15 protein-coding genes are annotated in these 13,482 nt (G+C 66.2%); 9 read left to right on the top strand and 6 right to left on the bottom strand.

Annotated features, from left to right (window positions below):
• Positions 1-1,209 (bottom strand): MFS transporter, encoded by a 1,209-nt coding sequence (locus QFZ53_RS16475; RefSeq protein WP_307298259.1) that lies wholly within the window; start codon positions 1,207-1,209, stop codon positions 1-3.
• Positions 1,210-1,599: 390 nt separating this feature from the next.
• On the opposite strand from QFZ53_RS16475, the gene nrdH reads away from it, so the two are divergent.
• From nrdH to nrdF, 4 genes are read left to right on the top strand one after another with little or no spacing between them, the layout of a single operon-like run.
• Entirely contained in the window at positions 1,600-1,833 is a 234-nt protein-coding gene (gene nrdH, locus QFZ53_RS16470) for a glutaredoxin-like protein NrdH (protein ID WP_292906321.1), read from the top strand.
• 58 nt (positions 1,834-1,891) lie between these two features.
• Positions 1,892-2,326, top strand: a complete 435-nt coding sequence (gene nrdI / locus QFZ53_RS16465) for a class Ib ribonucleoside-diphosphate reductase assembly flavoprotein NrdI (protein ID WP_307298257.1) — start codon at positions 1,892-1,894, stop codon at positions 2,324-2,326.
• Positions 2,327-2,367: 41 nt separating this feature from the next.
• Positions 2,368-4,467, top strand: coding sequence for a class 1b ribonucleoside-diphosphate reductase subunit alpha (gene nrdE, locus QFZ53_RS16460; protein WP_307299431.1), 2,100 nt, complete (start codon positions 2,368-2,370; stop codon positions 4,465-4,467).
• Between the two features lie 48 nt (positions 4,468-4,515).
• The gene (nrdF, locus tag QFZ53_RS16455) at positions 4,516-5,496 is read left to right on the top strand and encodes a class 1b ribonucleoside-diphosphate reductase subunit beta (RefSeq protein ID WP_307298255.1); all 981 of its coding nucleotides are present in this window, start codon (positions 4,516-4,518) and stop codon (positions 5,494-5,496) included.
• Between the two features lie 64 nt (positions 5,497-5,560).
• Here the strand turns inward: nrdF and QFZ53_RS16450 are convergent, their stop codons facing one another.
• Positions 5,561-5,770 carry a DUF6458 family protein gene (locus QFZ53_RS16450; protein ID WP_307298253.1) on the bottom strand — a complete coding sequence of 70 codons (210 nt, stop codon included), beginning with the start codon at positions 5,768-5,770 and terminating at the stop codon, positions 5,561-5,563.
• A 224-nt stretch (positions 5,771-5,994) separates the two neighbouring features.
• On the opposite strand from QFZ53_RS16450, the gene QFZ53_RS16445 reads away from it, so the two are divergent.
• Positions 5,995-6,933 carry an acyltransferase family protein gene (locus tag QFZ53_RS16445; RefSeq protein ID WP_307298252.1) on the top strand — a complete coding sequence of 313 codons (939 nt, stop codon included), beginning with the start codon at positions 5,995-5,997 and terminating at the stop codon, positions 6,931-6,933.
• Between the two features lie 7 nt (positions 6,934-6,940).
• On the opposite strand, the gene pgi is transcribed toward QFZ53_RS16445, so the two are convergent.
• A complete protein-coding gene (gene pgi / locus QFZ53_RS16440; RefSeq protein ID WP_307298251.1) occupies positions 6,941-8,623 on the bottom strand; it encodes a glucose-6-phosphate isomerase in 1,683 nt (560 codons plus the stop codon).
• A 146-nt stretch (positions 8,624-8,769) separates the two neighbouring features.
• On the opposite strand from pgi, the gene QFZ53_RS16435 reads away from it, so the two are divergent.
• Both QFZ53_RS16435 and QFZ53_RS16430 read left to right on the top strand, forming a co-directional pair.
• Positions 8,770-9,720: a hypothetical protein gene (locus QFZ53_RS16435; RefSeq protein ID WP_307298249.1), complete on the top strand. Its 951-nt coding sequence runs from the start codon at positions 8,770-8,772 to the stop codon at positions 9,718-9,720.
• Positions 9,721-9,747: 27 nt separating this feature from the next.
• Positions 9,748-9,954: a hypothetical protein gene (locus tag QFZ53_RS16430; RefSeq protein WP_307298248.1), complete on the top strand. Its 207-nt coding sequence runs from the start codon at positions 9,748-9,750 to the stop codon at positions 9,952-9,954.
• A 3-nt stretch (positions 9,955-9,957) separates the two neighbouring features.
• On the opposite strand, the gene QFZ53_RS16425 is transcribed toward QFZ53_RS16430, so the two are convergent.
• Positions 9,958-10,560: a GNAT family N-acetyltransferase gene (locus tag QFZ53_RS16425; protein WP_307298246.1), complete on the bottom strand. Its 603-nt coding sequence runs from the start codon at positions 10,558-10,560 to the stop codon at positions 9,958-9,960.
• Between the two features lie 20 nt (positions 10,561-10,580).
• Here QFZ53_RS16425 and QFZ53_RS16420 point away from each other — a divergent pair, with 20 nt between their 5' ends.
• Positions 10,581-11,510 (top strand): aldo/keto reductase, encoded by a 930-nt coding sequence (locus tag QFZ53_RS16420; protein ID WP_307298245.1) that lies wholly within the window; start codon positions 10,581-10,583, stop codon positions 11,508-11,510.
• A 28-nt stretch (positions 11,511-11,538) separates the two neighbouring features.
• Complete coding sequence (locus tag QFZ53_RS16415) at positions 11,539-11,910, top strand: PLDc N-terminal domain-containing protein (RefSeq protein WP_307298243.1); 372 nt, start codon at positions 11,539-11,541, stop codon at positions 11,908-11,910.
• Here the strand turns inward: QFZ53_RS16415 and QFZ53_RS16410 are convergent.
• Positions 11,907-12,863 (bottom strand): epimerase, encoded by a 957-nt coding sequence (locus QFZ53_RS16410; protein ID WP_307298241.1) that lies wholly within the window; start codon positions 12,861-12,863, stop codon positions 11,907-11,909. The genes QFZ53_RS16415 and QFZ53_RS16410 overlap by 4 nt on opposite strands.
• Positions 12,860-13,480 (bottom strand): DUF4166 domain-containing protein, encoded by a 621-nt coding sequence (locus QFZ53_RS16405; protein WP_307298240.1) that lies wholly within the window; start codon positions 13,478-13,480, stop codon positions 12,860-12,862. The genes QFZ53_RS16410 and QFZ53_RS16405 overlap by 4 nt, the downstream gene beginning before the upstream one ends.
• Positions 13,481-13,482: the final 2 nt, after the last annotated feature.

The following is a 13,482-nucleotide window of genomic DNA, read 5'->3' as shown; positions in this document are numbered from 1 at the left end:
CTATGACGAGGTCACCGCGAGCGGCTCGGTGTCGGGTGCGGGGCTGGCGTCGCGACCTCGGAGATCGGGGAATGCGCGCACGAACACGATCGAGACGATCAGGCCGACGGCCGCGAACAGGGTCGCTGCGAGGTAGGCTCCCCGCCAGTCTCCGACCTCGACGAGGAATCCGGCCACAGCCGATCCGGCCGCGGCGCCGATGAGCTGCCCGGTGCCCGCCCAGCCGAACGCCTCGGCGGTCTCGCTGAACTTCACGCTCGCCGAAGTGATCGCGAAGAGCACGGCGAGTGCAGGGGCGATCCCGATGCCCGCGAGCACGAGCGTGCCGCCCAGCCAGTACGCGTTCAGCATCACCATGGTCAGGGCGAGTCCGACCGTCACGATCGTCAGCCGCCGTGCCATCGCCCACGGCCCGATCGGGATGTGCCCGAAAGCGAGGCCGCCCGCCAGGCTGCCTACGGAGAAGACCGCGAGCACGAGGCCGGCTGCGAGGCTGCCGTGCTCGAACGAGGCGACGACGCCGACCTCGACGGCCGCGCAGGCGCCGATGAGGAGGAATCCGATCACCGTCGCGAGCATCACCGGAGGCTTGAGGACGACCTTGCCGAGAGCGTTGCGGCTGCGCGGGATGCGCACCCTGCCCACCTCGGGGGAGAGGATGAACCACGCCCCGCCCGCGGCGAGGATGATGGCGACCAGCAGGAGGCCCTCCACCGTGCCGATCTGCGTGGAGACGAGCGTGATCAGCACGGGCGCGAGGATCCAGATGATCTCCTGCAGCGAGGCGTCGAGTGAGAAGAGAGGGGTGAGCTGCGAGGAGGTCACGAGCTTGGGGTAGATGGTGCGCACTGCGGCCTGGATCGGCGGGGTCGACAGACCCGCGACGCAGCCCAGGATCATGTAGCCGGGCAGCGTGAGGGGCAGCAGGGCGAGGCCGAGCACGGCGACCATGCAGACGCTGAGGGTGAGCGTCAACACGCGGCGCATGCCCCAGGCGCCCATCCAGCGGCTCGTGAGCGGGCCGGCTACAGCCTGCCCCACGCTGGTCGCGGCGAGCACGAGACCCGCTGCCGCATACGATCCGGTCTGCTGCTCGACGTGCAGCAGGATGGCGAGCGAGCTCATCCCGTTGGGGAACCGCGCGGTCAGCTGTGCGGCGATCATGCGCCCCACACCGGGCGTGCGAAGAAGCTCTCTGTATCCCGCCACCACACCACGCTACCGGGGGTCGGGGACGCGGGTCGAGACGGGGCGCGGGCGACACGCCGCGACACGCCGAGGTGTTCTTTCCACAGAAAATCCGATGTCGGATGCCCGGCGTAACGTGCCGCCTGTGGATGGTTCTCACGGGGGTGGTTTCGAGCCGCGTGATTCCGCGTTTCGACGGTCTGTTCGACCCCCGTCGACCTGTGGAAGAAACGGTGGAGAACCTGTGTTGTATCAGTGGAGAACGGTGGAAAACTACACGGATGTAACTACTACCCCTTGTGGTCGCTTCCAATGTCCGCACCTATATGTAGTATTGAAGTCCCGGCGGGGGTCTGCCGGAGAAAGTCGCTCGATCAAGGGATCGAGCCAGAGATTTGAGGGGAAATCACGATGTCGATCACGGTCTACACGAAGCCTTCCTGCGTTCAGTGCAACGCCACCTATCGCGCGCTGGATGCCCAGGGCATCGAGTACGAGATCCACGACCTGTCGGAGGACCCGACGGCCCTCGAGCAGGTCAAGGCGCTCGGTTACATGCAGGCACCGGTCGTCGTCACCGACGAGGACCACTGGTCGGGCTTCCGTCCCGACAAGATCGCCGAACTGGCGTCCCGTCTGGCGTAGTTCGACACGCTCACCAACCCAAGCCCTTCGACAGGCTCAGGAACCCAAGGAGAGAGCTATGAGCGCCGTCGCGACCGCAGCGCCGCTCCTGGTCTACTTCTCGAGCGTGTCGGGCAACACCGCGCGCTTCGTCGAGAAACTCGGGCTTCCGGCCCATCGCATCCCGCTCCGCTCTCAGGAAGGGCCCCTCGTCATCGACGAGCCCTTCGTACTCGTCACCCCTACCTACGGCGGGGGTGAAGGTCGTGGCGTCGAACGAGGCGCCGTGCCCAAGCAGGTGATCCGGTTCCTCAACGACGAGAACAACCGGCGCAACCTCCGCGGGGTCATCTCCGCGGGCAACACCAACTTCGGCGAGTCGTTCTGTCTCGCCGGTGACATCATCAGCCGCAAGTGCCACGTGCCTCACTTGTATCGGCTCGAGATCTTCGGCACACAAGACGATGTCGATCGCGTGACCGACGGATTGGAAAGACGGTGGCAGCTTCAGTGACCGAGACGGTGGCGTTCAAGGCGAACCCCGCATACGAGGGCATGGATTATCACGCCCTCAACGCGATGCTCAACCTGTACGACGCGAACGGCAAGATCCAGTTCGACGCCGACAAGCGGGCCGCGCGGGAGTACTTCCTGCAGCACGTGAACCAGAACACGGTGTTCTTCCACTCGCTCAAGGAGCGTCTGGACTATCTCGTCGAGAAGGAGTACTACGAGGGCGCCGTCCTCGAGAAGTACCCCTTCGAGTTCATCCAGAAGCTCAACGACCTCGCGTACTCGAAGAAGTTCCGGTTCGAGACCTTCCTCGGCGCGTTCAAGTACTACACCAGCTACACGCTGAAGACCTTCGACGGCAAGCGCTACCTCGAGCGCTTCGAGGACCGCGTCGTGATGACCGCTCTGGCCCTGGCCGACGGTGACGAGCAGGTCGCGGTCAACCTCGTCGAGGAGATCATCTCCGGGCGCTTCCAGCCGGCCACCCCGACCTTCCTCAACGCGGGCAAGGCCCAGCGCGGTGAGCTGGTCAGCTGCTTCCTGCTGCGCATCGAAGACAACATGGAGTCGATCGCCCGCGGCATCAACTCCGCCCTGCAGCTCTCCAAGCGCGGCGGCGGCGTGGCGCTTCTGCTGTCGAACATCCGCGAGTCGGGCGCTCCGATCAAGCAGATCGAGAATCAGTCCAGCGGCATCATCCCCGTGATGAAGCTCCTCGAAGACAGCTTCAGCTACGCCAATCAATTGGGCGCACGTCAGGGCGCCGGTGCGGTGTACCTCAACGCGCACCACCCCGACATCATGCGCTTCCTCGACACCAAGCGCGAGAACGCCGACGAGAAGATCCGCATCAAGACCCTCTCGCTGGGCGTCGTCGTGCCGGACATCACGTTCGAGCTCGCGAAGAACGACGAGGACATGTACCTGTTCTCGCCGTACGACGTCGAGAAGGTCTACGGCGTGCCGTTCGGCGACGTCTCGGTCACCGAGAAGTACCGCGAGATGGTCGACGACCCGCGCATCAAGAAGACCAAGATCAACGCGCGCGAGTTCTTCCAGACCATCGCCGAGATCCAGTTCGAGTCGGGTTACCCGTACATCATGTTCGAGGACACGGTGAACAAGGCGAACCCGATCAAGGGCCGCATCAACATGTCCAACCTCTGCAGCGAGATCCTGCAGGTCAACACGCCGACCACGTACAACGAGGACCTCTCGTACGACCAGATCGGCAAGGACATCTCCTGCAACCTCGGCTCGATGAACATCGCGCTGGCGATGGACGGCGGCGACCTCGGTGCGACCGTCGAGACCGCGATCCGCGGACTCACCGCGGTGAGCAACCAGAGCCACATCGCCTCGGTCCGCTCGATCGAGGACGGCAACGACCGCTCCCACGCGATCGGCCTCGGTCAGATGAACCTGCACGGCTACCTCGCTCGTGAGCACGTGTACTACGGCTCCGAAGAGGGCATCGACTTCACGAACATCTACTTCTACACGGTGCTCTTCCACGCGCTGCGTGCATCGAACAAGCTCGCGATCGAGCGCGGTGTCGCCTTCGACGGCTTCGAGGACTCCACGTACGCGTCGGGCGCCTTCTTCGACAAGTACATCGACCAGGAGTGGGTCCCCGCGACCGACAAGGTCAAGGAGATGTTCGCCGGACAGTTCATCCCGACGCAGGCCGACTGGGCCGAGCTGAAGGAGTCCGTCCAGAAGCACGGCATCTACAACCAGAACCTGCAGGCCGTCCCGCCGACCGGCTCGATCTCGTACATCAACAACTCGACGAGCTCGATCCACCCGATCGCGTCGAAGATCGAGATCCGCAAGGAAGGCAAGCTCGGCCGCGTCTACTACCCGGCCGCGTTCATGACGAACGACAACCTGGAGTACTACCAGGACGCATACGAGATCGGCTACGAGAAGGTCATCGACACCTACGCGGCCGCCACGCAGCACGTCGACCAGGGCCTGTCGCTGACGCTGTTCTTCAAGGACACCGCCACCACGCGCGACATCAACCGGGCGCAGATCTACGCATGGCGCAAGGGCATCAAGACGATCTACTACATCCGTCTGCGTCAGATGGCACTGGAGGGCACCGACATGGCCGAGTGCGTCTCCTGCATGCTCTGACACTTCGACAGGCTCAGTGACCCAGTTTCAAAGAAACGACGAATCATCATGACTCCTCACCCCCCGCTCAAGCTGGTCGACAGCGTTCAGGCGATCAACTGGAACCGCATCCAGGACGACAAGGACCTCGAGGTCTGGAACCGTCTGGTGAACAACTTCTGGCTGCCCGAGAAGGTGCCGCTGTCGAACGACGTCCAGTCGTGGAACACGCTGACGCCCGAGGAGCAGTTGCTCACGATGCGCGTCTTCACCGGACTCACGCTGCTCGACACGATCCAGGGAACCGTGGGCGCCGTCTCGCTGATCCCGGACGCGATCACCCCGCACGAGGAGGCGGTGTACACCAACATCGCCTTCATGGAGTCGGTGCACGCGAAGAGCTACTCGTCCATCTTCTCGACGCTCGCGTCGACCAAGGAGATCGACGAGGCGTTCCGCTGGTCGACCGAGAATCCGAACCTTCAAAAGAAGGCTCAGATCATCATGGACTACTACCAGGGAGACGACCCGCTCAAGCGCAAGGTCGCCTCGACCCTGCTCGAGTCGTTCCTTTTCTACTCGGGCTTCTACCTGCCGATCTACTGGTCGTCCAAGGCGAAGCTGACGAACACGGCCGACCTCATCCGCCTCATCATCCGCGATGAGGCCGTGCACGGGTACTACATCGGCTACAAGTTCCAGAAGGGTCTCGAGAACGAGACCGAAGAGCGTCGTCAGGAACTGAAGGACTACACCTTCAACCTGATGTTCGAGCTCTACGACAACGAGGTGCAGTACACGCAGGACCTCTACGACGGCGTCGGCCTGACCGAGGACGTCAAGAAGTTCCTGCACTACAACGCCAACAAGGCTCTGATGAACCTCGGCTACGAGGCGATGTTCCCGTCGACCGTGACCAACGTGAACCCGGCGATCCTGTCGGCGCTCTCACCGAACGCCGACGAAAACCACGACTTCTTCTCGGGGTCAGGCTCGTCGTACGTGATCGGCAAGGCCGAGGCCACGGAAGACGACGACTGGGACTTCTGAACAAGCTGACAAAGACGGAGGGGCGGATGCTGACAGCATCCGCCCCTCCGTCTTTCTGCGATGGTCAGAGGACGTCGTCCTCGACCACCGTCGTCCCGCGCGGGCGATCGCGGCGGACGAGGAGGAGGATGAGCCCGATGAGGAAGGCGACGGCGCCTGCTGCCATCAGGATGTAGCCGATCATGTCGAGGTTCACGCCCTCGAGCTGGATGTCGAGTGCGAACGTGAGGATGGCGCCGATCACGAACAGCACGATTCCGGTTCCGATGGTCATTCGGGTACTCCTTTCGGAAGGGCGGCGCTGTGCCGCAACACGACGATGCCCGAGTTCGCGCGGCGCGGACAGGGCCTTGACAGGCGCCTGATCACGCGGAATACGGCTGTTCCTTCAGCATCCGCGCGAGAGGGAGCGCAATGACCGGTGGCCCTGCGGATGAGGTCGCGAGCTCGCCGGTCAAGCCCACTGCTCTCATAGGGGCGGGGGCGGATACTGGGGCGATGCCTGCTCAGCTCCCCGCTCGTTCCGGAGCCGTCGACCTCGTCCGCCTCATCGCGGTGGGGGCGATCGTCGCCGGGCACGCCTTCACGAAAGAAGTCACTCAGGACTGGCTGTACACCTGGCATGTCGCGGTGTTCTTCATCCTGACCGGATATCTCTGGAAGCCGGGACGGATGCTGAGCGCCGAGGTCTCACGACGAGCGCTGAGCCTCGGTCGGCCTTACGTCGCCGCGTTCGCCGTGCTCTCGGTGGCGCTCGTCGTGGTGCGACCGGGCGACGCGATCACGACGATCGTCGGCGCCGCGGAGGGCGGACGCCACGCGCAGATGCCGTTCGTCACGCTGTGGTTCGTCTCGGCGCTGTTCTTCACGGCGGTGCTGTTCCGCCTGCTCGAGCGGCTTCCCAATGCGCTGCAGTGGGCGGTCGGCCTCGCCGGCGCCGTCATCGCATGGACCTGGCCGGAACCGCTCTCGCGCACGCCGCTCGGCATCGGCTACGTCGCGACTTGCCTCATCTACCTGCTGATCGGAGATGCGCTGCGCCGCGCGCGGGACCGGATCTCCCGTCCCCTTACCGCCGGCGCGATCTCGCTCGCGGTGGGCGTGGTTCTCGTCTCCGTCGGCTGGGCGGCGCCTCTGGACATCAAGCTCGGCGACAACGGCACGCCGGTGGTCTCGACCCTCGCGTCGAGCGCCATCTCGATCGGTCTGGTCCTCCTCGCCGAGGGGATCGTGCGGCCCGGCCGATTCTCGAGAGCGTGCACTCTCCTGGCGCTGCCGCTGCTCACGGTGGTGCTGCTGCATCCGCTCGTGCTCTGGCTCGATGTCTCGCCCTGGGCGCAGTTCGGGATCGGGCTCGTCGTGCCCCTCGTGCTCGGTCTCGCGGCGCTGCGCACGCCCCTGTCCCCGTGGATCACGGGGCAGGAGCGCGTCGCGTGACTACCGGCTACTGCTTGCGGTTCGCCGCGTAGTACGCCAGCAGAGCCTTCGTCGATGCATCCTGCGCCTCGATCGCCGCGGCGTCGCCCTCGATCGCCGGGGCGATCTGCATGGCGAGCTGCTTGCCGAGCTCGACGCCCCACTGGTCGAAGGAGTTGATGCCCCAGATCGTGCCCTGCGTGAACGTGATGTGCTCGTAGAGAGCGATCAGCTGACCGAGCACCTGCGGGGTGAGAGCCGGGGCGAAGATCGACGTGGTCGGCCGGTTGCCGGCGAAGGTGCGGGCGGCGACGAGGGCGCCCGTGGTGCCCTCGGCCTCGACCTCCTCTGCAGTCTTGCCGAACGCGAGTGCCTTGGTCTGCGCGAGGAAGTTCGCCAGGAACAGCGCGTGCACATCCTGCCCGCCATCGGTCAGCGGGTACGCCGGGTTCACGAACGCGATGAAGTCGGCGGGGATCAGCCGCGTGCCCTGATGGATGAGCTGGTAGAACGCGTGCTGACCGTTGGTGCCCGGTTCACCCCAGAACACCTCTCCGGTGTCGGTCGTGACGGGCGAGCCATCCCAGCGCACGGACTTGCCGTTCGACTCCATGGTCAGCTGCTGCAGGTACGCGGGGAAGCGGCTGAGCTGCTGGGCGTAGGGGAGCACTGCGTGCGACTGGGCGCCGAAGAAGTTCACGTACCAGACGTTCAGGAGCCCCATCAGCACGGGGACGTTCTTCTCGAGCGGCGTGGTGCGCACGTGCTCGTCGACGGCGTGGAAGCCGGCGAGAAGGTCGCGGAACACGTCAGGGCCGAGCGCGATCGCGAGCGACAGGCCGATCGCGGAGTCGACCGAGTAGCGGCCGCCCACCCAGTCCCAGAACCCGAAGGCGTTGACGGGGTTGATGCCGAAGGCGGCGACCTTGTCGAGAGCGGTCGAGACGGCGACGAAGTGGTGCGAGACGGCGTCGGTGCGGGCGTCGTCGGTGTCGTCGATCGCGCCGGCCGCGGTCAGCCCGGCCCACAGCCAGTCGCGCGCGAGGCGTGCGTTGGTGAGCGTCTCGAGAGTCGTGAACGTCTTCGATGCCACGATGAACAGCGTGGTCTCGGGGTCGAGATCACTGGTCTTCTGCGCGAGGTCGGTCGGGTCGATGTTCGAGACGAACCGGGCTTGGATGCCGGCATCCGCGTACGGCTTGAGTGCTTCGTACACCATGACCGGCCCGAGATCGGAACCGCCGATGCCGATGTTGACGACGTGCGTGACCTTCTTGCCGGTGACGCCGCGCCAGTCGCCGGACCGGACGCGAGCCGCGAACGCGGACAGCGAGTCGAGGACGCCCTGCACATCGGCGTCCACGTCCTGGCCGTCGACGACGAGGGCGGGGGAGCTGCCGGCCGGGCGTCGAAGTGCCGTGTGCAGCACCGCGCGATCCTCGGTCGTGTTGAGGTGCACACCCGAGAACATCGCCTGGTAGCGCCCGGCGACGCCGGTCTCCTCGGCCAGGCGCAGGAGAGCGGCGAGGACGTCGTCGGTCACCAGGTTCTTCGACAGGTCCACATGCAGGTCGGCCAGGGGAAGCGAGAGGCGCTCTGCGCGGTCGGGATCGGCGGCGAACCAGCCGCGCAGGTCGGGGGAGAACGAGTCGCGCAGGGTGGTGAGCTCGGACCAGGCGGCAGTGCGGGTCGGATCGACGGGAGCGTTCATGGCTCCACGCTACCGCGCACGGTGGGAGCCTCAGCCATGGATGACGACATAGACCTCACACAAAGGCCGCTGTCGCCGAGAGGGCGTCTGCGTGCGCGAAGGGCGAGGAATCGCGGCTCTAGGATTGCCGTGATGGAAGCGACAGCGTGAAGGCCACGATCTGCGGGCTGGTGCTGCTCGCCGCGGCGTTCGTCGCCATGCTCGTCACGAATGACCTCGGCATCGTCCCTTTGCTGCTGATGCTCGTCGGCGGCTGGTGTCTCGGCTTCGCCTTCGTGAACCTCACGTTCCGGATGCGCCGGAACGGGCTCTTCCTGCACATCGCCGGTGCCGTCGTGATCTCCGCCGAGGGGTTCGCGATGATCGAGTTCGGGGGTCCGCTCCTCGCCGCGCTTCCCGAGCCCGTCGGTGCGGCCCTGATCGTGGTGCAGATGGCCGGGATCACGGCGGTGGCCTGGATCTGGCTGGGGCTGCTCAGCAGGGTGACGGATGCTCTCACCCGCCGCGAACGCAGGAACGCACCCACCCGGACGACCCCGCAGTGGGAACGCGACGAGGGCGGTGACGGCTCGTTCGTGAGCGTCAGGGCGATCCGGCTCCGTATGCGTCAGGTGACGGTCGCGATCGTCGGTGTCGTGCTCGCCGTCTCGGGCTTCGGGATCGCGCTGCTGATCGCGTTCGACGATGCCGTCTCGCACCTCGGTGCGCGGCTGTCGATCGTCCTCATCGGCATCGTGCTCGGCCTCCCCGCCTACGCCGCGCTCAGCACCGTGCTGCGCCGGCGCACCGAGGAGTGCACGATCGCTTTCGGGAACGACGAGGTCCGCCTCACGGTGGGGGAGTCGTCATCCGTCATCCGCTTCTCGGATCTCGAGCACCTGCGCTGGCGAGGGGGCAGCGACTACGCACGCGTCGAGCTGCGGGGGAGAGGCGTCGATCTCTCGCTGTTCATCGGCCTCGCGAAGCCTGCGCCCGGACGCACCGCAGAGCTCCCACCGTTGCCCCGCCGGGTCTTCACCCGACTGGAGCGGGTCGGTCTCGTCGTCACGCGCTCGCGCCGCGGCGATGTCGTGACCTTCAGCCGCACGGTATCCTGATAACTGCCCGCAACGACAGGAGCCCCCGTGATCCTCAGCCTCATCTTCTTCCTGATCCTCTTCCTCGGAGGAATCTGGCTCATGGGCTTCGCGCAGTCGATCGCCGACTTCCAGGGGCTCGTGTTCGTGGCGGGTCTGCTCATCGTGTCGCTGTCGATCGCGTTCCTGATGCGCGCCGGCAAGAACGACGCCACCCGCCGCAGCGACAACTGGTCGGGCAACCCCACCGAGTGACGCTCAGCGCCTCTTCGCGAGGCGCGCTTCGAGGTTCGCCTTCACGGCGGGCCACTCCGGCTCGATGATCGAGAACTCGACGCTGTCGCGCAGTGCGCCGTTGCGGTAGCGGCTCATGGCCCGCATCACGCCGTCCTGCTTGGCCCCCAGGCGCTCGATCGCGGCGCGCGACTGGAAGTTCACCCACTGCGTCGTGAGACCCACGCGGAACACACCGAGCGTCTCGAAGGCGTGCTGCATGAGCAGCAGCTTCGACTCCGCGTTCGTGCCGGTGCCGTGAGCGGAGGGGCGATTCCAGGTGTACCCGATGTGCAGCCGCGGAACGTCAGCCTCCAGGTCGTAGAACGACGTCATCCCCAGCACTCGTCCGGTCGCGTCAAAGGCTGTGAACGGCACCATCTCGCCGGTCTCGATGAGAGAGATCCGGCGATCGATCTCCGCGACCACGCCGTCAGGCGACGGCACCGAGGTGTACCAGGCGTTCTTCCAGAGGTCTCCCTCGGTCACGGCGTCGATCAGTCCGTCGGCATGCGAGGGGTCGAGCGGGCGCAGTTCGACGAGGGAGCCGGTGAGCGTGACGGGAGCGGGGGAGACGAGGAATGCCATGATGCCATTATCGTGGCGGTATGAAGACAGTACCGTTCGGCACCGCCACCGCCCCGGCCGTCATCTCCGGAATGATGCGCATCGACAGCAAGACGGATGCCGAGATCCGCGCACTGTATGACGCGGCTCGCGGAGCGGGGATCGACTTCTTCGACCACGCGGACATCTACGGCGGGCGCATGCACTATTGCGAGGAGCGGTTCGCCGAAGCCCTGGCGCTGAGCGGCGACGAGCGCGAGGAGATCGTGCTGCAGACCAAATGCGGCATCTTGCCCGCCCAGGGCATGTTCGACTTCTCGTACGAGCACATCATGACTCAGGTCGACGGCTCGCTGAAAGCGCTGCGCACCGACTACATCGACGTGCTGCTGCTGCACCGACCTGACGCACTCGTCGAACCGGAGGAGGTCGCTCGGGCCTTCGACGAGTTGGAGACGTCGGGCAAGGTCCGCGCCTTCGGCGTCTCGAACCACACGCCGCGGCAGATCGACCTGCTGCAGACCGCGGTGCGGCAGCCGATCGTCGCCAACCAGCTGCAGCTGTCGATCACGCACGCGCCGATCATCGCCCAGCCGGTCGCCGCGAACATGGCGAGCGAGGATCAGAGCGTGGTGCGCGACGGCGGCGGCATCGTCGAGTACTGCCGCATCAAGGGCATCACGGTGCAGGCATGGTCGCCCTTCCAAGGCGGATTCTTCACCGGCGTGTTCCTCGGCAACCCCGAGTACGCCGAACTCAACACCGTCATCGACCGGCTCGCGGCATCTCACGGCGTCACGCCGATCGCGATCGCGACCGCGTGGATCACGCGTCATCCGGCGAAGATGCAGGTCGTGCTCGGCACCACGACGCCCGAACGGGTGCAGGATGCCGCAGCCGGCGCCGACATCGAGCTGACCAGAGCCGAGTGGTACGAGCTGTTCCGGGCCGCAGGACACCTCCTCCCCTGAACCGGCAGCCGTCGTCTAGCCTGAAGCCATGCAGCTCGTGTTCTACCTTCTCGTCATCGCCTTGATGATCGGCGCCCTGATCGACATCATCACGCGTGACGATTCGCAGGTGCGCTTCCTGCCCAAGATGGCGTGGCTGATCATCGTGATCCTGTTGCCGCTCATCGGCGGCCTCCTGTGGTTCGCGATCGGCCGGGAGTACGCGGAGGCGGGGATCCGGCTCCCGCGCATGGCCCGACGCGAGCAGCATCCGCCTCGCACCGCGGCGCCTGCGGCGCCTGCCGTCCCCGTCGACACGCGCACCACCGAGCAGCAGATCGCCGACCTCGACCGCGAGATCGAGGAATGGCGGCTGCGCGAGGAGATCGAGAAGCGCAAACGCGACTCGACCGACAGCTAGCGGTCGAATGACTCTCTGACTGCGGCTTCCAGCGTCGGATAGCGGAATTCGAAGCCGGCTGCGCTGAGCTTCTCGGGCAGCACCCATCGGCTCTTGAGGATCAGCTCGGTCTCGGTGCGGATGCCGATCGCCCCGATCTCGAGCATCCATCGGGGCATCGGCGGCCCGATGCGGGCCCCCAGCACCGCGCGCACCGTGGCCATGAAGGTCGTGTTGTCGACCGGGTTCGGGGATGCCGCGTTCACGGGGCCGTCGAGCTCCGGATGCTCCTCCAGGAAGTCGATGATGCGCGCGACGTCGTCGACGTGCACCCAGCTGAACCGCTGTCGACCGCGTCTGGCACCGGTCAGATGCGCGGTGCCGGCCGCTCGCCGGGCCCTGCTCACCGGCCACCATCCGTCGTGCTGGGCTCCGCCGAGGCCGAGTCGCGCGAGATTCTTCAGCGGACCGAGGACGCCGCCGTGGCCGAGCACGATCGTGCTGCGCAGTGCCACGCGGCGGGTCGTGGGCAGGTAGTCGGCGAACAGCGCCTTCTCCCAGGCCTTCGCGACCTCGACGGAGAACCCGGTGCCGATCTCGCCGGTCGACTCCGTCATCGGACGATCCTCGGCGTGGCGGTAGATCGTCGCGGTGGAGGAGTTCACCCACAGCGCGGGCGGGTTCTCGGCTCTCGCGATCGCCCCGCTCAAGGCCTTCGTCGTGTCGAGACGCGAGCGGAAGATCTCGGCGCGGTTCTCCGCTGTGTATCGGCAGTTCACGCTCTTGCCGGCCAGACCGACCACGAGCGAGGAGCCGTCGACGGCTCGATCGATCGCGTCCTGATCACCCCAGGCGATGTCGGCGTTCGATCGCGAGATCGTCACGACCTCGCGTCCTGCTTCGCGCAATCGGGGCAGCAGGTACTGCCCCATGAATCCGCTGGAGCCGCCGATCACGACGCGTCCTGTGTTCACGACGATGCCTCCTCGAGGCGATAGGAGAAGGACCCGTGATACTCGTACACCCGGCCGATCAAGGGGACGTCGACGGTGAGCGCCACGCGCTGCCGGTCGATCTCGTCGTCGAAGCTCTCGCTGAGGCGGACGACCGGCGAGAGCAAGCGCGGAGCCCGCACTCGGAGCCGGCCGAGACGGATGCCGACGGCCCTGCTCGTGAGGGCGAGCGCGCCGCCCTGCACATCGACGTCGAAGCACGCGGCGACCAGCGCGGGTTCTCCGAGCTCGTCGACGACGCGGCCGTGGCGGGTCACCGCGACGGCGTCGTGCATCGTCCAGGAGCCGCGGGCGAAGTGGAACTCACGTGTGCCGATCGCGCGAGAGGCCACCGTGCGGTTCACCACACGGAACGGCACGTCGTGCTCACCGCAGGCCGCGACCACACCGCGCCGCTCGAGCAGGCGAAGGAACGGCCACAGCCAGCGCCGAGTCGTTCCCACGTACGAGAAGACGCCCTCGCCGACGCCGACCTTCCCCTCCGGGACCGGCTGGAAGTAGGCGCGCAGACGCGGGTGCAGCTCATCGATCCGGTCGCCCAGCGCCCTGGCATACGGAGACTGTGGAACGTTCCTCACGG

It is taken from the genome of Microbacterium natoriense, assembly GCF_030816295.1.
GTDB classification, from domain to species: domain Bacteria; phylum Actinomycetota; class Actinomycetes; order Actinomycetales; family Microbacteriaceae; genus Microbacterium; species Microbacterium natoriense_A.
The sequence above is the reverse complement of the archived record's forward strand: the minus strand, read 5'-3'. Positions and strand labels throughout refer to the sequence as shown.

What these genes read in the sequence shown, in the direction of transcription:
- nrdE (WP_307299431.1), top strand. Translation starts at nt 2,368, where the DNA reads ATGGATTATCACGCCCTCAACGCGATGCTCAACCTGTACGACGCGAAC.
- nrdH (WP_292906321.1), top strand. Translation starts at nt 1,600, where the DNA reads ATGTCGATCACGGTCTACACGAAGCCTTCCTGCGTTCAGTGCAACGCC.
- QFZ53_RS16415 (WP_307298243.1), top strand. Translation starts at nt 11,539, where the DNA reads ATGCAGCTCGTGTTCTACCTTCTCGTCATCGCCTTGATGATCGGCGCC.
- nrdF (WP_307298255.1), top strand. Translation starts at nt 4,516, where the DNA reads ATGACTCCTCACCCCCCGCTCAAGCTGGTCGACAGCGTTCAGGCGATC.
- QFZ53_RS16425 (WP_307298246.1), bottom strand. Translation starts at nt 10,560, where the DNA reads ATGGCATTCCTCGTCTCCCCCGCTCCCGTCACGCTCACCGGCTCCCTC.
- nrdI (WP_307298257.1), top strand. Translation starts at nt 1,892, where the DNA reads ATGAGCGCCGTCGCGACCGCAGCGCCGCTCCTGGTCTACTTCTCGAGC.
- pgi (WP_307298251.1), bottom strand. Translation starts at nt 8,623, where the DNA reads ATGAACGCTCCCGTCGATCCGACCCGCACTGCCGCCTGGTCCGAGCTC.
- QFZ53_RS16450 (WP_307298253.1), bottom strand. Translation starts at nt 5,770, where the DNA reads ATGACCATCGGAACCGGAATCGTGCTGTTCGTGATCGGCGCCATCCTC.
- QFZ53_RS16420 (WP_307298245.1), top strand. Translation starts at nt 10,581, where the DNA reads ATGAAGACAGTACCGTTCGGCACCGCCACCGCCCCGGCCGTCATCTCC.
- QFZ53_RS16445 (WP_307298252.1), top strand. Translation starts at nt 5,995, where the DNA reads ATGCCTGCTCAGCTCCCCGCTCGTTCCGGAGCCGTCGACCTCGTCCGC.